Genomic DNA, 22,300 nt, shown 5'->3' with positions numbered 1-22,300 from the left:
GCGGCGGCGTCAGCCGGGCGGCTCAAGGCCGCGCAGACCCGGAGGACGGGACCCGGGCGAGATTCGCGCTGGCCAGGTTCGCCGCCCGCCGCACCGCGTCCGCCAGCGACGGCAGCCTCCGCTGGTCCAGCGCGACCGCGCCGACCGCCGCGACGACCTCGCCCGACGCCGACCGCACCGGCGCGGCCACGCAGCACAACGGCGAAACCCCGTCGCTGTAATCGAATGCCACACCCCGTTCCCGGGCGCCGGCAAGCAGCTTCCTCCATTCCCGCCCCGAATACTTTTCGGGCGGCTCGGTATGCGGCCCGGAAGCAGTAAGAATTATTTCGGCCGCGGCCCCCGACGGCAGCACCCAACCGGCACGCATCGCGCAGATCTCATCGGCCTCGCCGCGGATTCCGCAGCCGATCAGGACCCGCCCGGAATCAGCGGCGGGCACGCCGACGCTCACGCTCGTCCGACGAGCCGCCGCGGCCAGCTGTCGCAGCGGCGGTCCGACCGCGGCCCGCAGCACCCGGGCCGGTTCCCACGCTTGGCCCAGCCGGAACAGTTGCGGCCCAACGCGATAACGACCGGCATTCCGCTGGACCGCGCCGACGCCGACAAGCTGATCGAGCAACCGGTGCGCGGTCGCCTTGTGCAGTCCGGTCGCGGCCGCCAGCTGGGTCGGCCCGGCCTCGCCGCTTCGCGCCAGCTCCTCCAACAGCAGAAAAGCGCCCTCCAGCACCCCGCGGCCTGCTTTACGCTTCATCGGCGTCCCCCTCCGGATTCCACGCGCCGCCTTCTCGCGGTTTCATCGCCGGATCCGCGCCTTTTGTGACACAGCGCTCCGACTGATTCCCGAAACCGGATTACCGACCGCCGGAGCGAGTATTCCGGAATGGTGCGCGAAGAATATTCCCGGCCGAACCGGTGCCGCGGGCGGTGGGTCCGGCCCGCGCAGAACCGCAGGGCCGTCCCGGCGGGGTCCGGGGGATGGTGACTGCGGTCCTGACCGGCAGGCTTGCGTCGCAGCCGGGTTTTGTCGGTGGTGCCAGGTAGCGTTCCGGTTCGTGGACGTTCGGGAACGTATTCAGGAGCTCGCTGATCAGGTCGTGGTGCTGCGCGACGCGTACTACCGGGGTTCGCCGGCGGTGGCGGACGCGGAGTACGACGCGATCGAGGACGAGCTGCGCGGGTTGATCGAGGCGAGCCCGGAGCTGGCCCCGGACCCGAATCCGCTGGACCAGGTGGGCGGGCCGGCGGTGCTGCACGCGCCGATCCGGCATTCGCGGCCGATGCTGTCGCTGGAGAAGGCGACGCGGCCGGAGCAGGTCGAGGCGTTCTTCGACCGGTTCCCCGGCCAGCCGGTGGTCGTGATGCCCAAGCTCGACGGCCTGTCGCTCGCCCTGGTGTACGAGGACGGCCGCCTGGCCCGCGCGGTCACCCGCGGCGACGGGACCACAGGCGACGACGTGACCATGCTGGTCAAGGCGCTGGCGGACGGCATCCCGCACCAGGTCAGCGCCCCGGGCCGGGTCGAGGTCCGCGGCGAGGCCGTGATGCTGCGCTCGACGTTCGCCGCCTACAACACCGCGCACCCGGACAAACCGCTGATCAACCCCCGCAACGCCGCCGCGGGCACCCTGCGCGCGAAAGACCCGGCCGCGGTCGCCGAGCGCCGACTGCGGTTCTTCGCCTTCGACCTGGACACCGAGCCCGGCAGTACGGAAACCGACCTGGGCAGCGGCCTGCTGGCGCTCGGGTTCACCGCGGCGGACATGCGCCGCTGCGCCGACGCGGCCTCCGCGCAGGAGGTGATCACCACGATCGAACAGCAGCGCAACGACCTGGACTACGACATCGACGGCGCCGTCCTGCGCCTCGCTGACCGTGCCGCGTACGCCGCCGCGGGCACCCGTTCGAGTTCGCCGCGCGGGGCGCTGGCATACAAGTTCGCCGCCGAGGAGAAGACGACCGTGCTGTCCGATGTGGTCTGGGACGTCGGCAAGACCGGCAAGATCGCGCCCGTCGCCTGGCTGGAGCCAGTGTTCGTCGGCGGGACCACGGTCACGCGCGCGACGCTGGCCAATCAGGAGGTCATCCGCGCCCGCGGCATCAAGATCGGCGACACCGTGCTGGTGCGCCGGGCGGGCGACGTGATCCCGTTCGTCGCCGGGGTGCTCGACGAGTCGAAACGGACCGGCGCGGAACAGGAGATCGTGCCGCCCTCGACGTGCCCGTCGTGCGAGCAGCCGCTCACCGAACAGGGCAACAGCCGGGAACTGTTCTGCACCAACGTTTCCTGCCCCGCGCAGACCGTGCGGCGGCTGATCCACTGGGCGTCCAGGGCGGCCGCGGACATCGACGCGATCGGCGGCGTGTGGATCGAACGGCTCGCCGAGGCCGGAATCCTGGAGCACCCGTCGGACTTCTACCGGCTGACCAAGGAACGCCTGCTGGAATTCGACCGCATCGGCGAGGTCTCGGCGACGCGCATGATCGAGTCGATCGACGCCAGCCGCCAGGTCGGGCTGCGCCGGGCGCTCATCGGGCTCGCGATCCCGATGGCGTCGGAAGGCACCGCCGCGCGGCTGTGCCGGGCCGGATTCGCTTCGCTGGAAGCAGTGCTCGACGCGGGCGTCGACGGCCTGGTGGCGGTCGAGGACATCGGCCCCAAGGTCGCCGCCTCGCTGGTGGAACACCTCACCCGGCTGCGCCCGGAACTCGAACGCCTGCGGGAACGCGGGGTGTCCCTGGACGTCCTGGAAGAAGACCTCCCGCCCGCGGTCGTCGCGGGCGCGCCGCTGGAAGGCAAGACCGTGGTGGTCACCGGCGCGATCAGCGACCCGCGATCGGGGGAGAAGGTGCCGCGCCCCACCTTCCAGCGCCTGTGCGAGACCGCGGGCGCGACCACCGCGTCGTCCGTCTCGGCGAGCACCGACCTGCTCATCACCGGTGCCGACGTCGGCGCCAGCAAGCTGACGAAGGCCGAGAAGCTCGGTGTCGAGGTAGTGGACCAGGGGGTGATCTGGGAACAGCTGATCGCGGCCGGAGTGGTCTGACTCGCCCCAGCACGAGACCGGCGGTGCCGCAGGACTTCACGCGTAATCCCGCGCCGCACGCCGCGGCCGCGTACGATTCCGCCCAGAATCGGCCATCTCTGGGGGGAATCGCCATGAAACGCGTCGCCATCGCTCTTGTCCTGTCCGCGGTCGCCGCACTCGGCGGTGCAGGCGTCGCGGACGCGGCGGGCCACCCGACGTCGGACTTCGGCGGCGACATCATCGGCGGCCGCACCGGCGGCACGCTGACCTGGTACAACCGCGCTGTCGGCGTCAGCGGATTCGTCATTGACGACCCCAGCGCGGGCAGCACCACGGTCACCTTCGAGTTCCGGCAGGCGGGCACGCTCTTCGACATCCAGACCCGCACCGCCTCCGACGCCCCGAAGACCTACGGCTGGACCGAACCCGGTCCGTCCGGCGGCTTCAGCAAGGTGGACATCTATCTGGGCCGCAACGGAAGCAAGGTCCTCATCGCTTCGGTGCCGCGCAAGGTCTGAGCGGAGCCGCCGCCGGCGGCAGAGGTCGCCGGGACGTTTGCGAGACGTGCTGCGGTGTCCGCCGCAGGACAGGCGAATCGCTCACTGACAGCAGGCAGTGCGGCACCGAGCCCCGCTGTCGCTGAGGCCTCTCAAAACCTCGGCCGCCACGCTCAGTCGCGCTGCCTTTGCCGGACCTCGGCTGCTCCACCTTGACTGGTGAGGCCTGGCACGCGGTGCTTGATGCCGGGTGCCGGCCTCCGTCACGGGCCTGGCGGCGGAGCAGGCGTTCAGGCGGCTGGTTCTTCCCCGGGGCGATGGGCGGAGCCTGCTGACCGGCGTCATTCAACTGGCTTCGAGCCGTGACCCAGCCTGCTCCGGGAGCCAGGCCCGCATCATCTCGGCATACCGCGGAGAGGCTGCGAGCAGTTCGTCGTGACGGCCCAGCAGCGTTTCCTGGCCGTCCATCAGCAGCACGCGCCGCGCCCGGACCGCGGACGACAGCCGGTGTGCGATCACCACGAGCGAGCCTCCCCGGGCGGCGAAAGCGCGCTCCGCGTGGATCTCCGCCGCCGGGTCCAAAGTGGACGTCGCCTCGTCCAGGACGACGACTCCTGCTGGCGAGGCATAGGCTCTCGCCAGGGCGAGGAGTTGGGCTTCCCCGGCGGACAGGCCCTCCGCGCCGTGGCCGAGCACGGCGTCGAGACCGCCGAGGCGAGCCAGCAACGGGGCGGCCCCAACAGCTTCAGCAGCGGCGACGAGGCGGCGATCGGACGCTTCAGGACGGAACAGGGACAGGTTCTCGCGCAGAGTCCCGGCGAAGATGTAGGCCTGTTGCGGCACGAGCACCAGATGCCGGGGCCGGTCTGCCAGTTCTCCGGCTCGCACGCCGCCCAGCCGGACTTCGCCGCAGTGCGGTGCCAGCAGACCGGTGAGCAGACCGGCGAGAGTCGATTTCCCGATTCCGCTCGGGCCGACCACCGCCAAATGTTCGCCCGGCAGCAGATCGAGGTCAAGGCCGCGGACGACGGGTTCCGGCGCCGCGCCCCAGCGAAACGTCAGGCCGCGCACGGTGAGTCCGATGCCGGCGGGACTTTCAGTCGCCAGGGGACGTTCGGGCGGGGCAGTGGTTTCAGCCAGCCGACGCAGCGCGACGAGCAACCGGAGGACAACCGTGGACGCGGTAGCGGCGAGCCCGCGCAACGCGGGTTGCAGGGTAGTGGCCAGGTAGACGAGCGCGCCCAGCGCGGCCCCCGCGGTCAGCTCGTCGCGCGCGACCATCGACGGCGCGAGGGCGAGCGCGAGCACCAGCGGGACGAACCCGCCGAGTGCCACGATCAGCGACCGCAAGGCCGCCGACCGAGCTACCCGTACTGCCGCCGCGGCTTGACGGTCCACCGCTTGATCCGCAGTCAGCGCGGCGACCGGCTCGGCTCCGCAGGCGACGACATCCCGCATCCCGGCGAAGATCGAACCGGTGGCGCCCGCGGTGCCTTCGTCAGCCAGCGTGAGCGCGCGTTGCCGCCGGGCGAGGGAGGGCAGCAGCGCGGCGAATCCGGCCAGTGCGAGCAGCACAGGGACGACGACCGGCAACGCCAGCGACCCAGCGACGGTGATCAACCCGGCGATCGCCGCCGCGGTCGTGACGATCATCCCGCGAGCCTGCACCAGGAGCCCGCCAGTGGCGTCGCGCACGACTTCGACGTGCTGGGTGATCCGTGCTACCCCTCGCGCGTCCGGCCCGCTCCGCGGCGGCGCGGGATCATGCAGCACTCCGCGGACGACAGCGGTCACCAGCGCGTCGCGGAGAGGCTCGACGACCTTGCCGAGCTGCCGCCACACCAGCCGGGACCCGAACGCGCCCGCGAGAGCGGCGAGGCCGAACACGCCGAGCCAGCCGAGGCCGACGCCGGGCTTGCCCGCGGCGAACCCGCTGTTGACGGCCAGTTCGACGAGCCGTCCGGAGAAGAACGCGGGCAGCCCTTCGAGGACGGAGCAGGCCAGGAGAACCAGTCCGCCGCGCCACTGCCCGGCGAGCGCGTTCCAGTAGAGACGGCCGACGCTCATGCTCGCCCCGTGGGGACGGCGCGGTGATGTGGGCGGATCAGACAAGCTTCATCGGCCGAGAAGCGGTCAGCGCGGCGTGTTTCTTGGGCACGGCGGAGCAAACTGGGTGCGGGAGTGCTTGAAGCCCGACGCGGCGGCCCCAGGCACGGGACCCGGCGTTGTCCGGCGAGAGCGTTCCACCAGCGCGGCATCACGTTTCCTCCGTGAACACCGCGCGATACCCCGGCAGCTGCCAGAGCCGCGCATGCGGCCCGACCGCGCGGACCTGTCCCGCCTCCAGCCACACCACCACATCCGCCCGCGCGGCCATCGCGGCCCGGTGCGTGACGACCACTCGGGTCCGGCGGCCCAGCTCCGCCGTCACGGCGCGTTCGGTGATCGTGTCCAGGCCGGCGGTGGCGTCGTCGAGCAGGAGCACCCGCGGGTTCCGCGCGAGCGCCCGCGCGAGGCCGACCCGGGCGCTTTCCCCGCCGGACAACGGAGTTTCGGAGAGCAGGGTGTCGTAACCTCGCGGCAATCGCACGAGGACGTCGTGAATGCGCGCAGTCCGGCAAGCCGCGTCCACCGCCGGGACGCTTGCCCAGGAACCATAAGCAACAGCATCGGAAACGGTCACCCCGAGCAGCGCGGGCTCAGCGGAGGCATACCCGACCACAGCCCGAAGTTCTTCCGGGCGCAGCACAGCGAGGTCGCGGCCGTCCAGCAGGACCTGTCCGGCGTCGGGACGACGGAGACCGGCCAGCAGACTGATCGCAGTGGACTTCCCTGAACCGGAACTCCCTACTACAGCGGCGAAACAACCACCGGGAATGGTGAGGTCGACGTCAGCCAGCGCGCCGTGCACGGTGGCGCCGCGGAGTTCCAGCGTGCCGTTCCCGGGCAGCAGTCCGAGGACGCCGCGAGGCGGTGGCTCGGTGTCGAGTACCTCGGTGATCCGGTGCGCCGCCGAGCGAATCCGGGAAAGCGTGGTGAGCAAGGGAATCTGTGTCACCAGACCGAGGCCGAGCGCGACGTAGCCGAGGGCGGCGAGGACGTCTCCGGCGCTCAACCGTCCGTCCAGGACGCCGAAACCAGCGGCGGCGAGGGTGACGATCTCGACCGTGGGAAGCAGCAGACCGGCCCGCCACACCATCCGGGCTTGGGTGCGCCACATGCCCTGGCCGGCGAGATTCAGCCGCGGCAACGGACGCAGCACCCGGGCGGCCTCGGCGTCAGCGGTGCCGGACGCAGCGATCGTCCGCAGCCCGGCGGCCGCGTCGAGCAGCCGGGCGGACAGTTCGCCGGAAACCTGCTGGTAGGCAAGAACATCCTTGGCCGTGCCCCGCAGGTGCGATCGCGCGAGCAGCAGCGCGAACGGCAGACTGCCGAGAAACACGAGCGCGAGCCGCCAGTCCAGAAGCGCGAGCAGGACCACCGCGCCGGACGACATCAGCCCGGTCGCGACCAGCTGGACCACGACCGCGGCGATGCCACCGGCCGCCGCGCAATCGCCGGTCACGCGGCTGACCGCGTCCCCGGCCGCGAACGGCGAATGGGTGCCCAGCGCGAGCAGCCGGTCGGTCACCCGGCGGCGCAGCCAGGCACTCGCGTTGCTGGTAAGCCGGGCGGGAAGGAGCATGGTGACGGCGTCCGCGGCGATCTCCGCGACGCCCACGACGAGCAGCCACACCACCGCACCCGCACTGCTGCGCCCGCCAAGCACCGCGTCAGTCGCGCCGGCGAGCGCGCCGGGCAGGAGCAGCCCGGCCCCGGCGGCGATCAGCGACGTCACGACGACCGCCGCCAGCCGGGGCCGGTCCAGCAGGGCGACCGAGCGCAGCAGGCGATCGGCGGATCCGGCCATGTCGCTCCTCTCGCGCGGTTGCCGTCGAATGCCAGCTCACCCGGCTGCTTTCGCGGGCATCCTGGGGTTGGTGGTCGGCGGCGAACGAGTCGAGGCGGTCGCCGCATCAGCGGTCATGGGATCGCCGACGTCCGCCTGATCGCCGACCGATGCGTGGTCGGCCAGGCCTCCGACAGCGAACCCCGTCGAGGCGACTCGCCCCATCGGCGGCTCTCGGATCGCAGACGTCCGCCTCACCACGCCCGATACGGCCGTCATCGGGCTCGCAGCAGGCCAACCCCTCGACGACCGAACCGCCAAGCCAACCAGCCGCATCAGCACCGCCGCATCACCAGCCTCGACGAGATCGGCGCCGGTCGCAGGGGGCAGAATGAACGGGGCGGGAACGGCGCACTTGGCCTGCGCCGTTCCCGCCCCGCCCGCGGTCAGTAGCAGAGGAGCAGGCTGAGCGTGCTGTCGCCGCAGTACGCGCTGTAGTGGCTGTGGCCGTGGTGGTCCAGTCCCTGGCCTTCGAGGGCTTCCGGGGCCTCCAACGCCTGCAGCTCCAGGACGTGTTCCATGGGTGTTCCCTTCTCTCGGGGTCCGCCGGCGCTCATCGGCCGGAGGTGTGCGGGGACGGCGCGGAGCCCAGGAAGGGCAGCAGTTCCGCGCGGTCCAGTAGTGCGGCGAGCGTGCGGAGGACCCCCGCGCTGCCGGTGCTGACGTCGGTCGACAGGCGAAGCAGCTGGTTCCCGGGGAAGGCGAGCCCGCCGTGGTACGGGACGCCGTGCCAGGCCAGCCGGGACAGGTGCAGGCCGATGGCTTCCCGGTCCGGCTCGTCGGCGAACGACAGCGCGGCGGCGAGTCCGCATCGGCCGTAGAGGAGGCCGGGGTGGATCACGAACTCCCCGCGGCACGCCGCCCGCAAGCCGGGCAGGCTCTGGGCGACCGTCGACTCCGGCAGGCGCCGGGCGACCTGCTCGGCGACCAGCAGGATTCCGGCGCTGCCGATCGCGGCGTACGGCAGGGTGCGCAGGGTTCCGTCGCGGACCTGCAGCGACCCGTCGGACGCCGGGGCGCATTCCTCCAGGTCGCGGGCCAGCACCCGGTCGGCGAGGGTGAGCCAGGACGGCTCGCCGGTGTGCTCGTACAGGCGCAGGAACAGCAACGCCGGCCCGGACCAGCCGCTCAGCAGGCCCGCCCTGGCGAAGCGGCCGGGCGGTTCGGCGGTCTCGAAAGCGGTCGCGAGCCGCAGGGCGATGTCCAGGGCTTGGCGGCCGAACTCGTTGTCGCCGCGGGACGTCGCGAAGTGCAGGCGGGTGAGGCCGATCCCGGCGAGCCCGCTTTCCAGGCCGTGGTCGGTGGTCTGGTCGGCCAGCGACTGCGACGCGGCGAGCAGTTCGTCCGCCTCCGCCGCGTAGCCGAATTCCTCCAGGACGTACGCGATCCCGTGACTGCCGTCGAAGAAACCGGGCCGGGAGGGAGGTTGCCGCCGGACCGCGGCCAGCAGCCACTGTTCGTACTCGGGATAACGGCCAGCTCCGGCGACGTGCAGCGAGTGCAGCACCCCCGCGGCTCCGACGCCGAATCCCGCCCCGCCGGAGCGGAACTGTTCGATGTCGCCGGGGAACAGCCGGTCGAGGCGGTCCGGCGTGGCGCTCGCGAGGATGCCTTCCGCGATCTGCTTGCGCACCAGCGACCAGTCCGGCCGCGGTTCGTCGAGCGCGGTGTGCGTCGCGGCGGGCGGGTTGGTGCGCGGGGCGAGCACGGAGACGACGCGGTCGGCGTACCCGTCCGGCAGGTCGAACCGCTGCTGGGCGAAGTCCGCGATCCCGCGCAGTTTGCTCGGCGCGAGTTCGAGCAGCATCACCAGCGGAAGGAAGAGCCACAGCCGGAGCGCGGCCAGGGCGTGCTCGTCGATCTCGAAACCGTGCCGGTCGGCGGGCGCGCGGAACCCGGGAGCGCCGAGCCCCGGCCGGTCGCCGGAATCGGCGTCGACGGCCAGCTCGAAGTCGATCAGCGACACCCGGTCCCGCTCGTCCACGAGGATGTTCTTCCCGTGCAGGTCGCCGAACACGATCCCGTGCCGGTGGATGTCGGCGAGGATGCGCTCGACCTGGGCCAGCACGGCCAGCACGCGGTCGCGGTAGGCCGCGAGATCGCCTTCGGCGCGGGAGCCGCTGGTGAGCGGGTAATGCCGGGCGAGCCAGCTGCTCAGCGCGATGCCGGGCAGGTGCTCCATCGCCAGGTAATGGTGCTCCCACACGGTGAACTGCTCGTACACCCGGGGGATCCCGGGAACGTCCGCGAGCCGTTCGAGGACCTCGCGCTCGTGGTTCAGCCGGGTGACCGCGTCGGCGCCGTCCCGGTCCAGCCCGGCGTGCGGGCGCGCCTCCTTCAGCACGACGGTTTTCCGGTCGGCCCCTCGTTCGGCCAGATAAACGCCGCCGCCGTTGGAAAAGTGCAGGGAACCGGTCACCCGGTACGGGAATCCGGCGCCGTTCTTGCGCGCGGCCAGGCTGTCGGACAAACAGGACGGGATCGGCACCCAATCCGGCGTGTAAAAGGACGGCTCGCGCCGGTCGGGCACGAGAGTGCCATCCGGATGGCGGATTGCGAGCACCCGCGTTCCGGCGTGTTCCGTCCACTGTTCGGCGAATCCGCCGTACCGGACGTAAAGCGGGCCCTCGCGGTAGCGGAGATCGCTCAGAATATACGCGCCGTGCTCGCCTTCCAGCTCGGCGGAAAGGTCGTGCAGTATCCGGCCGAGCGCATCCTCGGACTCCGGGTAAATCGTGACGAGCTTGCCGCTTCCCTCGCGCGGCGCGTATTTCGAATTGCGGCTGATCAAGATCGCCCGGGAGCGCAGGTGCTTGTACGCGACCCGACGCTCCACACAGTACTGATGCACACGAGTCAGCACTCCCGCCGCGTTGTCCAGACCTGCGGAGACGTGGATTTTCCAGCCCTGGGCGGGAATCTCCTGCCCAGTCGGGCGCAGCGAACGCCAGATCCCGCGGTGCTCGACCGTCCACTCGGGTCCTAGCCGCGGCAGGCCCGCGGCCAGGTCGCCTGCCGCGCCCGGGGTTTCCCGCGGTTCGTCGAAGAACAGCGGATCGGCGAAGCAAAAAGCCTCGTACCGGACGTCCATGAAAACGAACCCTTCCCTTTCCCTGGGAAAAACCGGGCGACTGCGATGTCGGACGGTGACACCATTCCCGCACGGAGGAGGTCCCCCGGCCAATCCGCCAACCCGGGGGTTCGCCGCGCCTCATCAGGGTGACGGAGGCGGGTTCGGGCCGCGTTGACGGAGACTGCGCGTGAGTTATCCCTACCCGATCGGGGTGTAACGATGTCGGTTTCCGGTCGGCCGCCCAGGTCGGCGCGGAAAGAGCCGGAGAAATTGGCGGAAGGCCATCAACCCGTTCCGGTGAGCCCGCTTCCACCCGTCGTCCGGCGCGAACCCGGTACCGGCTGGTCCGTTCGGGGTCGTGGTCGCGCATTCGCGTCGTTAATGTGGTGCGTTCGTTACCGGGGAAAGTGGGGTGGTCGTGATTCGTGGCTCTGGATTCCCGGGCTCGCTGCGTTTGCGGCCTGGTTGTGCGTGAGGGGCCCCTTGCGAAACCGTGGTTGCGTGGGGCACCCCGAAGCTTGATTGTGCTGACGGTCTGGGGGTGCTTGTCAAGGCGGGAAAGATGCCTTGACAAGCACCCCCGCGCCGCGTTTTTGGCTTCGTATCGGGGGCGGGGGAGGTGTGAACTGGCCCCTGAAAGTTGGACTGGCTGAGTAAAGGTTAGGCCGTGAGGGCCTGGGCTCGGTATTCGGCCGGGCTCAGGCCCTTGAGGGTGGTGGAGATGCGGGTGGTGTTGTACCAGTGGATGTAGTCGTGCAGTGCGGCGGTGAATTCCTCGATGGTGTCGAATCTGTTGTGGTGGAACAGTTCTTCTTTGAGGTGGCCGAAGAAGTTCTCGGCGATCGAGTTGTCGAGGCAGGTGGCGCGGCGTGACATGGACTGGGTCAGGCCGGCGTCGGCGAGCAGGGTGCGCCAGGAGTGGTGCCGGTACTGGAAGCCCTGGTCGGAGTGCACCAACGGGCTGGCTCCGGCGGGCAGGGTCGCGATCGCGGCGCGCAGCGAGGAATGGGTCAGCTCCAGCGACGGGGACGGCCCGCAGGAGTAGGCGACGACGGACCGGTCGAACAGGTCGACGATCGGCGAGAGGTAGAGCTTGCGGTCGCCGATGCGGAACTCGGTGACGTCGGTGACCCATTTGGTGTCCGGGGCGTCGGCGGTGAACCGGCGGTCGAGCAGGTTCGGCGCGGTCGTGCCGGGCTGCCCGAGCCAGGACCGGTGCCGGCGGGGCCGCCGGATCTTGCAGGCCAGGCCGAGGGCGTTCATGACCTTGAGCACGGTCTTCTTGGCGACGTGCCAGCCGTCGCGGGCCAGGACCGCGTGGATGCGCCGGTGCCCGTAGCGGCCGCGGGCGGCCGCGAAGGCCTCGGCGATCGCGGTCTTGAGCTCGGCGTGCGGGTCGGGCCGGTCCAGGCGGGCCTGGTGGTAGAAGAACGTGGACCGGGCCAGGCCCGCGGCCGCCAGCAGCGCCGGCAGCGGGTGGTCGGCCTTGAGGGCGGCGACGGCCTGGGTTTTCACCCTCGCCCCTGATCCCTCAAGGCCCGCAATTTTTCCAGGTAGGCGACCTTCGCCGACAACAGCTGGTTCTCCGCCCGCAACCGCTCCAGCTCGCCCGGCCCGCCCGGGTCGACAGGCTTGGCCGGTCGGCCTTTCCGCTTGGGCCGCAACGCGTCCTCGCCGTCGCGCCGGTACGCCCGCGCCCACGACTCGACCAGCTTGGGCGAGGACAGGTCGTGCTCGCGGGCCAGCTCGAGCGCGGTCGCCTCGCCGCCGACATAGCGGGCCACGACCTCGAGCTTGAACTCGAACGCGAACGACCGCCGGTCCGGTTTGTTCATCAGCGCCCCCGCGCTCCGCAGCGTCCAACGATCACGCAAGCGTTGCACCGCCGTCGCCGACACGCCCAACCGGGCCGCGACCGCCTTGCGGCCGTGCCCGGCCTCGAACAACGCCACAGCAGCCTCCCGCTGCCCCTCAGACAACGAACTGCACGAATACAACCAACACACTCCCCGCAAGCCGGAACTCGATTCCCAGTCCAACTCCCGGGGAGCAGTTCAGTCCCCCCCCTCAGGGTTCCCCTCACGTCATTGCGGGGCTTGACGGATTCAGAAGACGGTGGCGGGTGATCGTTGTGCGGGTGGCTGACCTGCGGTGATGGGCGTGGGTGCTCCGGTTTGGCATCCCTGGCCGGGTCGTTGTCCAACTTGCGCACTACCCGCCTGGGGGTGCGTCGCGCAGTCTTTGGGACACCGCTTCAAAGGGCCGGAGCGGAGGGAAGTTCAACGGTGAACTGGAGGTGCCCCGATGGGCACGTCGCTGCATCCGCCGCAGCTGGTGACGGGGTCTCGGACTCTCTACCTCGTTTGGGCGCCGGAGGATCCCGAGGGCGTCGCGGAGCTGGTTCCGGCCGGGCTCACGCCGGCCGCTGATCGGTCGTGCTACATCAATCAGTACGTGGTCGAGGGGGACGCTCAGACGTCCGCGGGCGACGGGGACGACGCGTTCGGTGCTTACTCGCTGACGTATCTCGGGGTGAATCTGTCCGGCTTGGACACTGAAGCGGGAGTCCCCGGGCGGTGGTGGACCGATTATCACAACAGTTCCGAGCCGATGATTCGTTACGCCCGGGAGCACGGCGTTCCGGCGGGTGCGCCGGGGGAGACGACGCTTGATCTCGACGGGGATCGGCTGGTCGCCACCACTTCCGTTGAGGGGCGGCCGATTATCCGGACTACCGCGCGTCTCTCGATCGGCACGCCGCAGCGGGTCACCGGGCAGCTGCGGTACATCACGAGGCGCGATGGCGAATTCGTCAGCGGGCGGTACGCCTACGTCGCTGACATCGCCGAGGAATTCGCGGTCGAATCCTTCGAGTTCCTCGACAAAGAACACCCTGCCTACCGGTTGCGGCCTGCCCACCCCTTGCAGGTGACGTTCGGGTTCTACTCCCCGGCCATGTCCTTCGTCTACCCCGGCGGCGAAGGGCCGCTGGGTTCCGAGCACGGCAGCTAAAAACCAACAAGGAGCACCGGCAATGGCTCTGCTGGACCGAGCACAGTGGTACGACATCGCCCGCGACACTCAATGGACTCCGCGTTACGTCAGCGAAGCTGAGTTGTTCCCGCCGGAGTTGTCCGGCGGCGAGGGGTTGCCCGACGAGGTGTGGGCGACCTATGACGAACCCTACAAGGTGAGTTATCGCGAATACGTCGACATTCAGCGGCAGAAGGACGCCGGGGCGTATTCGGTCAAGGCGGCGTTGGAGCGCGCGGATCTCTACAATAAAGCCGACCCGGGCTGGATTTCCATTCTCAAGGAGCACTACGCGGCCGTCGCGCTCGTCGAGTACGGGGCGTCGTTCCAGGAGTCTCGCTTCGTGCGCTGGTCGAAGGCTCCTGGCATGCGCAACATGGCGACCTTCGGGATGCTGGACGAGATCCGGCACGGCCAGATCCAGCTGTACTTCCCGCACGAGTACGTGAACAAGGACCGCCAGTTCGAGTGGTCGCACGCGGCGATGTTCACCGACAACTGGGTCACCCTCGGCGCGCGGCACTTCTTCGACGACGTGATGATGACCCGAGACGCCGTGTCGACCTCGATTTTCGCGAACTTCTCCTTCGAGACCGGTTTCACGAACCTGCAGTTCATCGGGCTTTCCGGCGACGCCGCGAAGGCGGGCGACTTCACGTTCTCCAAGCTCATCCAGAGCATCCAGTCCGACGAGGCCCGGCACGCGCAGCTCGGCACGCCGCTGCTGCAGATGCTGATCGAGAACGGCCAGAAGGACGTGGCGCAGAAGAAGATCGACATCGCGTTCTGGCGCTCGTACCGGCTGTTCACCATTCTGTCCGGAATTCCGATGGACTACTACGTCCCGCTGGACGTGCGCGAGGCGTCCTTCAAGGAATTCATGGAAGAATGGATCGTCACCCAGTTCATGCGCTCGCTGGAGGACCTCGGCCTCTCCAAGCCGTGGTACTGGGACATTTTCCTGCGCGACATCTCCGAGCACCACCACGGCCAGCACCTCGGCACCTACTCGTGGCGGCCGACGCTGTGGTGGGACCCGGCGGCGGGCGTCAGCCCGGAGGAGCGCGACTGGCTGGAGGAGAAGTACCCCGGCTGGAACGGCACCTTCGGCAAGGTGTGGGACGTCCTGATCGACAACTTCGCCCACGACCGTCCGGAAAAGACGGTGCCGGGCACGCTGCCGATCATCTGCAACGTCTCGCAGCTGCCGATCGTCGGCACGCCTTCCCAGACGCTGCGCGACATTTCGCTGGTCCACGAAGGACGGCGCTACCACTTCGCGTCCGAAGTGGACAAGTGGATCTTCGAGGACGACCCGGAACGCTACCGGCACCACAAGAACCTCGTCGACCGGTTCCTCGGCGGCGAGATCCAGCCCGCGGACCTCGGCGGCGTCCTGGAGTACATGGGCCTCGGCTCGGTCGGCCCCGGCGGCGACGACGCGCACGGCTTCGCCTGGGTCGACACCTACCGCAAGCAGCTCGTCAAGGCCGGCTGAAAGGAACGCTGATGGCCACCATTCCGCTCGCCGTGCACTTCGACGGCGACTTCGTGCTCAAACTGCTCCCCGCGGACAGCGAGCACACGATGGACGAACTCGCCGCCGCGGCGGCCGAGAACTCGGTCGGCATCCACGTGCCCGACCAGCCCGGCCGGACGCTTCGCGTGCGCCGCCAGGGCGACGCGCAGCCGTTCGAGCGTGCCAGCACCGTCGCGGCGGCCGGTCTCGGACCGACCGAATGCGTCGAAGTCTATTTCGAGTGAGGAGGACCGGATGAGCACCGCTGAACCCATCGCCGACCCGGTCGGCCCGGTCCTTCAGGTCGGCGAGGTGGCGCGAGCCGTCGCCGACGCCGCCGTGACCGACAACCCGGGCTGCCGGGTCGACATCCGCGACCGCGGCTCCTACGTACGGGTCGAGGTCGAGGGCGGCGAATGCGTCCTGCGCCGCGAGACCATCGCCGAGGAACTCGGCCGCCCGTTCAAGATGTCGGAGCTGGAGCTGATCATGCCCTCGTTCGTCGGGCGGATCGAGACCGGCGGCGACGTCTTCCGCTTCTACCTGGGCACCGCAGCCCGCAAGGAGGCCAGCTCGTGAGCACCCCGCTCAAGCCGCTCAAGACCTGGGGGCACCTCGCCGCCCGCCGGCGCAAGCCGAGCGAGTACGAGATCGTCTCGACCAACCTGCTGTGGCACACCCGCGACCCCGAGCAGCCCTGGGACGTCGGGCACACCGGGTTCATGGCGGACTTCTACCGCCAGTACCGCAACCAGAGCCCGATCACGCACCCGGACTGGAACGCTTTCCGCGACCCGGACGAGCTGGTGTACCGCACGTACAACATCCTCCAGGACGGCCAAGAGTCCTATGTGGACGGACTGCTCGACCAGCACGACGCGGAGGGCCACGACCGTGGCCTCTCGCCGGAGTGGGTGGCGATGCTAGCGCAGCTGTACACGCCGAGCCGGTACCTGCTGCACACCATCCAGATGGCCAGCGCGTACCTCGTGCACATGGCCCCGGCCAGCACCATCGCCAACTGCGCTGCGTTCCAGGCCGCCGATTCGCTGCGCTGGCTGTCCAATGTGGCCTATCGCACCGCGGAGCTGTGCCAGGCGCATCCGACCGCGGGGTTCGGCGAGCGCGAACGCGAACTGTGGGAGGAACTTCCCGCCTGGCAAGGGTTCCGCGAGCTGATGGAGAAGCAGCTGACCACCTTCGACTGGGCTGAGGCGTTCGTCGCGCTCAACGTGGTGGCCAAGCCCGCGTACGACGAGATCGTGCTGCGCCAGCTCGGCGTCAGCGCCCGGCGGCACGGCGACGTGCTGCACGCGCTGCTGGCCGAATCGGCGCTGCGGGACAGCGAGCGTTCGCGGCGCTGGACCGAAGCGCTGGTCGCCCAGATGTCCGAAGTGGACTCGAACGTCACGCAGCTGCGCGAGTGGGTCGCGAAATGGCAGCCGCTCGCGGTCGCCGCGATCGAGGCTTACGGCGCCGAGGTGGCGGAGAACGCCGAAGCGGCGGAGAACGCGATCGGCGCGGTCCGGGCGTTCCAGCGGCAGCTCGGCATCGGAGGCTGAACCGGCCATGACGACCGAACACCAAGTCCTCCTGCGGGGGACCGGCGTTCGCTTTCCTTGCGCGGAGGGCGACACGCTGCTGCGTGCCGCCCTCCGCGCGGGGGTCGGTCTCAGCTACGAGTGCAACAGCGGAGCCTGCGGAAGCTGTCGGTACGAACTGCTGGAAGGCGACGTCCGCACGCGCTGGGCGGACGCACCCGGACTCAGCGCCCGCGACCGGCGCAAAGGCCGCCGGCTGGCGTGCCAGAGCGAACCGGCCAGCGACTGCGTGGTCGACTTGAGCTCCGTGCCGGAACCCGCGCCGCACCGGCCGATCCGGCAGCGCGCCCAGCTGCGCGAGGTGCACCGGCTCACCCACGACATGGCCGAATTCGTGTTCACCGCCGAAAAGCACGCCGCGTTCAGCGCCGGCCAGTACGCGATGCTCGGGTTCCCCAGCGGGATCGAACGCGCGTACTCGATGAGCAATCTCGGCAACTGCCAGCGGGAATGGAAATTCGTCGTCAAGCGGTCGCCGGGCGGGAAAGCGACGTCGATCCTGTTCGACGGGCTCGATCTCGGCGAGACGATCGAGCTGGACGGCCCGTACGGACAGGCGTACTATCGCGCTGGCGACAACCGCGACATCGTTTGTGTCGCAGGAGGTTCCGGCCTCGGCGCGATGGCGAGCGTCGTGCTCGGCGCCGCCGCGCAGGCCGACGCCGGCGAGCGCACTGTCCATTTGTTCTGCGGCGGCCGTGCTCCGCGCGATGTGCACATCCCGGAAGCGATGGCGATGGCGCAACGACGCCTGCGCGCCCTCCATGTCCACACTGCGGTGTCCGAACCGGACACTGCGGATTCCGGATCGCACCAAGGATTCGTGCACGAGGCCGTGGTCGCGAAGCTGGGCGAGACGCTGACTGACTTCACCTACTACGCCGCCGGGCCGCCCGCGATGACCGACGCGCTCGCCCGCGCGCTGGTGCTGGACGGCGGGCTCGACGCCGACCGGCTCCATTTCGACCGGTTCAGCTGAGAAAGGAGCTTCCGCATGGGTTACGTGCGGGTGTGCAGCCTCGACGACGTCTGGGAAGGCGACATGGAGTCGTTCGAGGTGGGGGACAAGGAGGTGCTGATCGCCCACCTCGACGGCGGCGACGTCGTCGCGACCCAGGCGATCTGCCCGCACCAGCAGGTCGAACTGGTCGAGGGCGAACTGGACAAGAAGACCCTCATGTGCAAAAGCCACCTGTGGACGTTCGACCTCACGACCTGCCAGGGCATCAACCCCGGCCACGCGCGACTCGCCCGGTACCCGGTGCGGCTCGAGGGCGACGACGTCTACATCGACCCCGACGGGGACACCCCGAAGATCGCGCATTCCTGACGGATCTCCCGGAAGACCTCCTGAAAGACCGCCTGAAAGACAAGGAAAAGCACTCATGGTTGCCATCAACTGCGACATGGGCGAGGCCTACAGCATCTACCGCTGCGGCGACGACGAGGGCATCATGCCCTACATCACGGTCGCGAACGTCGCCTGCGGTTTCCACGCCGCCGACCCGGTCGTCATGCGGCGGACAGTCGCGCTGGCGCACGAGCATTCGGTGAAGGTGGGCGCCCACCCGTCGTTCCCGGACCGCGACGGGTTCGGCAGGCGGGAGCTGAAGATGGAGCCCGAGGAACTCACCGCCGCGGTGGTGTACCAGGTGGGCGCGCTGACCGGTTTCCTGGCCGAGCACGGCATGCCGCTCAACCACATCAAACCGCACGGCGCGCTGTACGGGTTGGCGTCGCGGGACGAGACGGTCGCGCGGGCGATCGCCGAGGCGGCCGACGTGTTCGACGTGCCGTTGATGGGCATGGCCAACACCATGCACGAAAAGGTGTGGGGCAAGCGCGGCCAGGGCTTCATCGCCGAGTACTACACCGACCTCGACTACCGGGCCGACGGTTCGCTCATCATCACCCGCGAGCACGTCGCCTACGACCCGGCGATCGCCGCCGAACGGTCCGTGCGCGCGGTGACCGAGGGGCTCGCGACCTCTGTGGACGGTCAGGACATCCCGATGCGCGCGGACTGCATCTGCGTGCACTCCGACACTCCTGGCGCGGTGGATCTGGCGAAAAGCGTGCACGACGCCTTGACGCCGTACCTGACCTGATTTCAACTGACTGTTCCTGCCGAACCGAGCGCGAGGTGACGCTGATGTCCCGTCTCGAAGTGGTTTCGCCCATCCCCGGGGTCTTTTACCGCAGGCCCGATCCGGACAGCCCGGATTTCGTGAAGCCCGGCCAGCAGGTCGGCGCGGACGACACGGTCGGGCTGGTCGAGGTGATGAAGTCCTTCTACCCGGTGCCCGCGGGCGCGGCGGGGACCGTCGTGGAGTTCTCCGCCGACGCCGAGGCGGTCGTCGACGCGGGCCAGCCGCTCGTGGTGCTCGAGGTGGACGCATGAAACGGGTGCTGATCGCCAATCGCGGCGAGATCGCGGTCCGGATCATCCGCGCGGCCAACGACCTCGGGATCGAGACGGTCGCGGTCGTCAGCGAGGCGGACCGGAGCGCGACGCACGCGCTGCTCGCCGACCAGGTCGTCCCGATCGGCCCGGCCCCGGCGACGAAGAGCTATCTGGTCGCGGACGCGATCCTCGCCGCGGCAAAGGAAACCGGCGCGGACGCGGTGCATCCGGGCTACGGATTCCTGTCCGAGCGCGCGTCGTTCGCCGCGGCGGTGGCCGACGCGGGGCTGACGTTCGTCGGCCCGGAGGCCTCGGTCATCGAGCAGATGGGGGACAAGGTCCGCGCGCGGCAGGTGGCGCAGGCGGCCGGGGTGCCGACGGTGCCGGGGACGCCCGGCGGAGTGTCCGATGTGGCCGAAGCCGTCGCGGCGGCGGGCGAGATCGGGTATCCGATCATGCTCAAGGCCGCGGCTGGCGGCGGCGGGCGCGGGATCCGGGTGGTCGCGAACGAAGCCGAGTTGAAAGTCGCGTTCCCGCAGGCTTCCGGCGAGGCGGCGAGCGCTTTCGGTGACGGGCAGATGTACCTGGAGCGGTTCGTGCGGGCCGCGCGGCACGTCGAGGTGCAGGTGCTCGGCGACGGTTCCGAGACGGTGCACGTGTTCGAGCGCGAGTGTTCGTTGCAGCGGCGGCGGCAGAAGGTGGTCGAGGAAGCTCCGTCGCCGGGGATCGACGAGCGGATCCGGACCGAGATGACGTCCGCGGCGGTGCGGTTGTGCAAGGAGGTCGGCTACCGCAGCGCGGGCACGTGCGAGTTCCTCGTGGACGACGACACCGGCGAATTCTTCTTCATCGAGATGAACACCCGGATCCAGGTCGAGCACCCGGTCACCGAGCTGATCACCGGGATCGACCTGGTCGCCGAGCAATTGCGGATCGCGGCCGGGGAACCGTTGCGGTTCAAGCAATCCGACGTGACCAAGCGTGGCCACGCCATCGAATTCCGCGTCTGCGCTGAGGATCCGGACCGCAATTTCCTTCCTGGTCCTGGGAAGATCGGCGACGTGCGGCTTCCGGGCGGCCCGTGGGTGCGTACCGACACCTGGCTCGCACCGGGCAGCCAGGTCCCGCCGTTTTATGACTCCTTGGTGGCCAAGGTGGTCGTGTGGGGCGAAGACCGGCCGACCGCGTTGCGGCGGGCGAAGCGGGCACTGTCCGAATTGGTCGTCGAAGGCGTTCCCACCACCACGACGCTGCTCATCGAACTCCTCGGGCAGCAATGGTTCGCCGACGGCGCGTTCACCACCGGGACGCTCGAAGAGTGGCTCGTCCGGCGAGCGGAGGCGGGCGCATGAGCGGCGCGACGCCCGCCCGGTACAGCTGGGGCGGGGACGAGCACATTTTCGTCGAGCTGGCCGAGGAAATGAGCCTGCAGGCCAACTTCCGCGCGATGGCGATCACCACGTCGCTGCGCGAGAACCGGCTGGACGGCGTCGTGGAGATCTGCCCGGCGAACGCGTCCTATCAGGTCCGGTACAACCCGGATGTCATCGAACCACGCACGCTGATGGCGCATTTGCGCGACATCGAGGAGAAGGTCGGCGACGCGGCGGACTTCAGTCTCGCCACTCGCGTGGTCGAAATTCCGGTGCTGTACCAGGATCCGTGGACTACCGAGACGCTGATGCGATTCCGCGACCGCCACCAGGACCCGGACGCGACGGACATCGAGTACGCCGCGCGGATCAACGGATACGCCGGCGCGGAGGAATTCATCGCGGCACACAGCGGCGCGCCGTGGTTCGTCTCGATGGTCGGGTTCGTCGCCGGGCTGCCGTTCATGTACCAGATGGTGCCTCGGGAACGGCAGATCGTCGTGCCGAAATACCTGCGACCGCGTACGGACACTCCTAAGCAGACAGTCGGCTACGGCGGCTGCTTCAGCTGTATCTACTCGGTCCGCGGGGCGGGCGGATACCAGATGTTCGGCATCACGCCCGCGCCGATTTACGATCCCGCGCAGGAACTTCCGGACTTCGGCGATTTCATGGTGTTCTTCCGGCCCGGCGACATCGTCCGGTTCAAGCCGATCGACCGTGACCAGTACGACGACTACGTCAAGGAGGTCGAGGCCGGGACGTTCCGGATCCGTTCGCGCCCGGTCGACTTCGGGCTGCGCGAGTACCTCGACGACCCGGACGGCTTCACCGCGGGACTGATGGAGGTGCTCGATGCCGATTGAGGTCCGCCAGCCCGGACTGGCCACGACGATCCAGGACTCCGGCCGCAACGGCTACTACGACGTCGGCATCCCGCCGTCGGGCGCGCTCGACCAGTACTCGTACTCGGTCGCGAACCGCCTGGTGGGCAACGATCCCGGCGAGGCCGCGCTCGAGTGTGTCTACATGGGACCGGAGCTGCATTTCACCGAGGAAACGGTCATCGCGATCACCGGCGCCGAACTTCCGCCGAAACTCAACGGCGAGGAACGGCCGTTGTGGGAAGCGTTCGCGGTGAAAGCGGGCGACGTGCTCACGTTCGGGTTCTGCAAACGCGGCGCTCGCGCGTACATCGCGGTAAGCGGCGGCATTGACGTCCCTTTGGTGCTGGGCAGCCGATCCACTTATGGGCTGGGCAAACTCGGCGGGATCAGCGGTGCGCCGCTGGTCGCCGGGGACGTCATCCCCGTCGGCACCGGCGCTGGTGTCCCCGGTCGTTCACTGCCGGAACCCTTGCGCCCGGCTTTGTCGAAGGAAATCGAAGTCCGCGTGGTGATGGGACTCTACGACCACGTGCTCACCGACGCGGGCCGCGCGACATTCCTGGACACCAACTGGACGCTCACCCCGGTCGCGGACCGCGTCGGATTCCGTTACCAGGGCGCGCAATTGGAAACGAAACCGCGCACGCCGCCGTTCGGCGCCGGACAGGACCCGTCGAACATCGTGGACGCGCCTTATCCGATCGGCTCGATCCAGGTCCCCGGCGGTGTCGAACCGATCATCCTGCACCGGGACGCGGTGTCCGGCGGCGGGTACATGATGGTCGGCACTGTCCTCAGCGGAGACTTGGACCTGGTGGCGCAGTCCGCGCCGAATACCAAGACCCGTTTCGTGGCGGTCGATCTGGACGAAGCGCTCGCCATTCGCCGCGATTACCGCACCCGTACTCAGCAGGCCGCTGATTCCCTGAGCTGAC

The 22,300-nt window shown here is 69.4% G+C and carries 21 protein-coding genes; 14 read left to right on the top strand and 7 right to left on the bottom strand.

What is annotated here, in order from left to right; translation table 11 throughout:
* Positions 1-22 precede the first annotated feature (22 nt).
* Positions 23-754 carry a helix-turn-helix domain-containing protein gene (locus ABZX37_RS23075; RefSeq protein WP_354742619.1) on the bottom strand — a complete coding sequence of 244 codons (732 nt, stop codon included), beginning with the start codon at positions 752-754 and terminating at the stop codon, positions 23-25.
* 301 nt (positions 755-1,055) lie between these two features.
* On the opposite strand from ABZX37_RS23075, the gene ligA reads away from it, so the two are divergent.
* Complete coding sequence (ligA, locus tag ABZX37_RS23070; protein ID WP_354742617.1) at positions 1,056-3,047, top strand: NAD-dependent DNA ligase LigA; 1,992 nt, start codon at positions 1,056-1,058, stop codon at positions 3,045-3,047.
* A 113-nt stretch (positions 3,048-3,160) separates the two neighbouring features.
* The gene (locus ABZX37_RS23065; protein WP_354742615.1) at positions 3,161-3,547 is read left to right on the top strand and encodes a hypothetical protein; all 387 of its coding nucleotides are present in this window, start codon (positions 3,161-3,163) and stop codon (positions 3,545-3,547) included.
* A 324-nt stretch (positions 3,548-3,871) separates the two neighbouring features.
* On the opposite strand, the gene ABZX37_RS23060 is transcribed toward ABZX37_RS23065, so the two are convergent.
* From ABZX37_RS23060 to ABZX37_RS23035, 6 genes are all read right to left on the bottom strand, one after another.
* Complete coding sequence (locus tag ABZX37_RS23060) at positions 3,872-5,593, bottom strand: ABC transporter ATP-binding protein (RefSeq protein WP_354742613.1); 1,722 nt, start codon at positions 5,591-5,593, stop codon at positions 3,872-3,874.
* Between the two features lie 190 nt (positions 5,594-5,783).
* Complete coding sequence (locus tag ABZX37_RS23055) at positions 5,784-7,436, bottom strand: ABC transporter ATP-binding protein (RefSeq protein WP_354742611.1); 1,653 nt, start codon at positions 7,434-7,436, stop codon at positions 5,784-5,786.
* Positions 7,437-7,861: 425 nt separating this feature from the next.
* On the bottom strand, positions 7,862-7,996 hold the full coding sequence (locus tag ABZX37_RS23050; protein WP_158242558.1) for a class III lanthipeptide: 135 nt from the start codon (positions 7,994-7,996) through the stop codon (positions 7,862-7,864).
* 32 nt (positions 7,997-8,028) lie between these two features.
* Positions 8,029-10,566 (bottom strand): class III lanthionine synthetase LanKC, encoded by a 2,538-nt coding sequence (gene lanKC / locus ABZX37_RS23045; protein WP_354742609.1) that lies wholly within the window; start codon positions 10,564-10,566, stop codon positions 8,029-8,031.
* A gap of 642 nt (positions 10,567-11,208) precedes the next feature.
* Entirely contained in the window at positions 11,209-12,063 is an 855-nt protein-coding gene (locus ABZX37_RS23040; RefSeq protein WP_354742607.1) for an IS3 family transposase, read from the bottom strand.
* A complete protein-coding gene (locus ABZX37_RS23035) occupies positions 12,060-12,500 on the bottom strand; it encodes a helix-turn-helix domain-containing protein (protein ID WP_354742605.1) in 441 nt (146 codons plus the stop codon). Before ABZX37_RS23035 ends, ABZX37_RS23040 begins: the two co-directional genes overlap by 4 nt.
* A gap of 352 nt (positions 12,501-12,852) precedes the next feature.
* Between ABZX37_RS23035 and ABZX37_RS23030 the strand changes: the two genes are divergently transcribed.
* The 12 genes from ABZX37_RS23030 to ABZX37_RS22975 are packed head-to-tail and all read left to right on the top strand — an operon-like array spanning position 12,853 to position 22,299.
* Positions 12,853-13,560 (top strand): hypothetical protein, encoded by a 708-nt coding sequence (locus tag ABZX37_RS23030; protein ID WP_354742603.1) that lies wholly within the window; start codon positions 12,853-12,855, stop codon positions 13,558-13,560.
* A gap of 22 nt (positions 13,561-13,582) precedes the next feature.
* Positions 13,583-15,079 carry a YHS domain-containing protein gene (locus ABZX37_RS23025; RefSeq protein ID WP_354742601.1) on the top strand — a complete coding sequence of 499 codons (1,497 nt, stop codon included), beginning with the start codon at positions 13,583-13,585 and terminating at the stop codon, positions 15,077-15,079.
* An 11-nt stretch (positions 15,080-15,090) separates the two neighbouring features.
* A complete protein-coding gene (locus tag ABZX37_RS23020) occupies positions 15,091-15,345 on the top strand; it encodes a toluene-4-monooxygenase system B family protein (protein ID WP_344278492.1) in 255 nt (84 codons plus the stop codon).
* Between the two features lie 10 nt (positions 15,346-15,355).
* Entirely contained in the window at positions 15,356-15,679 is a 324-nt protein-coding gene (locus ABZX37_RS23015; protein WP_116202779.1) for an MmoB/DmpM family protein, read from the top strand.
* The gene (locus ABZX37_RS23010) at positions 15,676-16,662 is read left to right on the top strand and encodes a toluene monooxygenase (RefSeq protein WP_354742598.1); all 987 of its coding nucleotides are present in this window, start codon (positions 15,676-15,678) and stop codon (positions 16,660-16,662) included. Before ABZX37_RS23015 ends, ABZX37_RS23010 begins: the two co-directional genes overlap by 4 nt.
* Before the next feature lie 7 nt (positions 16,663-16,669).
* On the top strand, positions 16,670-17,680 hold the full coding sequence (locus ABZX37_RS23005; RefSeq protein WP_354742596.1) for a 2Fe-2S iron-sulfur cluster binding domain-containing protein: 1,011 nt from the start codon (positions 16,670-16,672) through the stop codon (positions 17,678-17,680).
* Positions 17,681-17,695: 15 nt separating this feature from the next.
* Complete coding sequence (locus tag ABZX37_RS23000) at positions 17,696-18,031, top strand: Rieske 2Fe-2S domain-containing protein (RefSeq protein ID WP_354742594.1); 336 nt, start codon at positions 17,696-17,698, stop codon at positions 18,029-18,031.
* A gap of 55 nt (positions 18,032-18,086) precedes the next feature.
* Positions 18,087-18,809: a 5-oxoprolinase subunit PxpA gene (pxpA, locus tag ABZX37_RS22995; protein ID WP_354742592.1), complete on the top strand. Its 723-nt coding sequence runs from the start codon at positions 18,087-18,089 to the stop codon at positions 18,807-18,809.
* Positions 18,810-18,853: 44 nt separating this feature from the next.
* The gene (locus ABZX37_RS22990) at positions 18,854-19,102 is read left to right on the top strand and encodes an acetyl-CoA carboxylase (RefSeq protein WP_354742590.1); all 249 of its coding nucleotides are present in this window, start codon (positions 18,854-18,856) and stop codon (positions 19,100-19,102) included.
* The gene (locus ABZX37_RS22985; RefSeq protein WP_354742588.1) at positions 19,099-20,457 is read left to right on the top strand and encodes an acetyl-CoA carboxylase biotin carboxylase subunit; all 1,359 of its coding nucleotides are present in this window, start codon (positions 19,099-19,101) and stop codon (positions 20,455-20,457) included. The genes ABZX37_RS22990 and ABZX37_RS22985 overlap by 4 nt, the downstream gene beginning before the upstream one ends.
* Complete coding sequence (locus tag ABZX37_RS22980) at positions 20,454-21,344, top strand: allophanate hydrolase subunit 1 (RefSeq protein ID WP_354742586.1); 891 nt, start codon at positions 20,454-20,456, stop codon at positions 21,342-21,344. The genes ABZX37_RS22985 and ABZX37_RS22980 overlap by 4 nt, the downstream gene beginning before the upstream one ends.
* Complete coding sequence (locus ABZX37_RS22975; protein ID WP_354742584.1) at positions 21,334-22,299, top strand: biotin-dependent carboxyltransferase family protein; 966 nt, start codon at positions 21,334-21,336, stop codon at positions 22,297-22,299. Before ABZX37_RS22980 ends, ABZX37_RS22975 begins: the two co-directional genes overlap by 11 nt.
* Position 22,300: the final 1 nt, after the last annotated feature.

The organism is Amycolatopsis sp. NPDC004079 (genome assembly GCF_040610415.1).
GTDB classification, from domain to species: Bacteria; Actinomycetota; Actinomycetes; order Mycobacteriales; family Pseudonocardiaceae; genus Amycolatopsis; species Amycolatopsis halotolerans.
The sequence above is the reverse complement of the archived record's forward strand: the minus strand, read 5'-3'. Positions and strand labels throughout refer to the sequence as shown.

Excerpts from the sequence above, each read along its gene's own strand:
- ABZX37_RS23020 (WP_344278492.1), top strand. The coding sequence starts at position 15,091 with ATGGCCACCATTCCGCTCGCCGTGCACTTCGACGGCGACTTCGTGCTC.
- ABZX37_RS23015 (WP_116202779.1), top strand. The coding sequence starts at position 15,356 with ATGAGCACCGCTGAACCCATCGCCGACCCGGTCGGCCCGGTCCTTCAG.
- ABZX37_RS23060 (WP_354742613.1), bottom strand. The coding sequence starts at position 5,593 with ATGAGCGTCGGCCGTCTCTACTGGAACGCGCTCGCCGGGCAGTGGCGC.
- ABZX37_RS23050 (WP_158242558.1), bottom strand. The coding sequence starts at position 7,996 with ATGGAACACGTCCTGGAGCTGCAGGCGTTGGAGGCCCCGGAAGCCCTC.
- ABZX37_RS23005 (WP_354742596.1), top strand. The coding sequence starts at position 16,670 with ATGACGACCGAACACCAAGTCCTCCTGCGGGGGACCGGCGTTCGCTTT.
- ABZX37_RS23000 (WP_354742594.1), top strand. The coding sequence starts at position 17,696 with ATGGGTTACGTGCGGGTGTGCAGCCTCGACGACGTCTGGGAAGGCGAC.
- ABZX37_RS22980 (WP_354742586.1), top strand. The coding sequence starts at position 20,454 with ATGAGCGGCGCGACGCCCGCCCGGTACAGCTGGGGCGGGGACGAGCAC.
- ABZX37_RS23055 (WP_354742611.1), bottom strand. The coding sequence starts at position 7,436 with ATGGCCGGATCCGCCGATCGCCTGCTGCGCTCGGTCGCCCTGCTGGAC.
- pxpA (WP_354742592.1), top strand. The coding sequence starts at position 18,087 with ATGGTTGCCATCAACTGCGACATGGGCGAGGCCTACAGCATCTACCGC.
- ABZX37_RS23075 (WP_354742619.1), bottom strand. The coding sequence starts at position 754 with ATGAAGCGTAAAGCAGGCCGCGGGGTGCTGGAGGGCGCTTTTCTGCTG.
- ABZX37_RS23065 (WP_354742615.1), top strand. The coding sequence starts at position 3,161 with ATGAAACGCGTCGCCATCGCTCTTGTCCTGTCCGCGGTCGCCGCACTC.
- ABZX37_RS22975 (WP_354742584.1), top strand. The coding sequence starts at position 21,334 with ATGCCGATTGAGGTCCGCCAGCCCGGACTGGCCACGACGATCCAGGAC.
- ABZX37_RS22990 (WP_354742590.1), top strand. The coding sequence starts at position 18,854 with ATGTCCCGTCTCGAAGTGGTTTCGCCCATCCCCGGGGTCTTTTACCGC.
- ABZX37_RS23030 (WP_354742603.1), top strand. The coding sequence starts at position 12,853 with ATGGGCACGTCGCTGCATCCGCCGCAGCTGGTGACGGGGTCTCGGACT.
- lanKC (WP_354742609.1), bottom strand. The coding sequence starts at position 10,566 with ATGGACGTCCGGTACGAGGCTTTTTGCTTCGCCGATCCGCTGTTCTTC.
- ABZX37_RS22985 (WP_354742588.1), top strand. The coding sequence starts at position 19,099 with ATGAAACGGGTGCTGATCGCCAATCGCGGCGAGATCGCGGTCCGGATC.
- ABZX37_RS23025 (WP_354742601.1), top strand. The coding sequence starts at position 13,583 with ATGGCTCTGCTGGACCGAGCACAGTGGTACGACATCGCCCGCGACACT.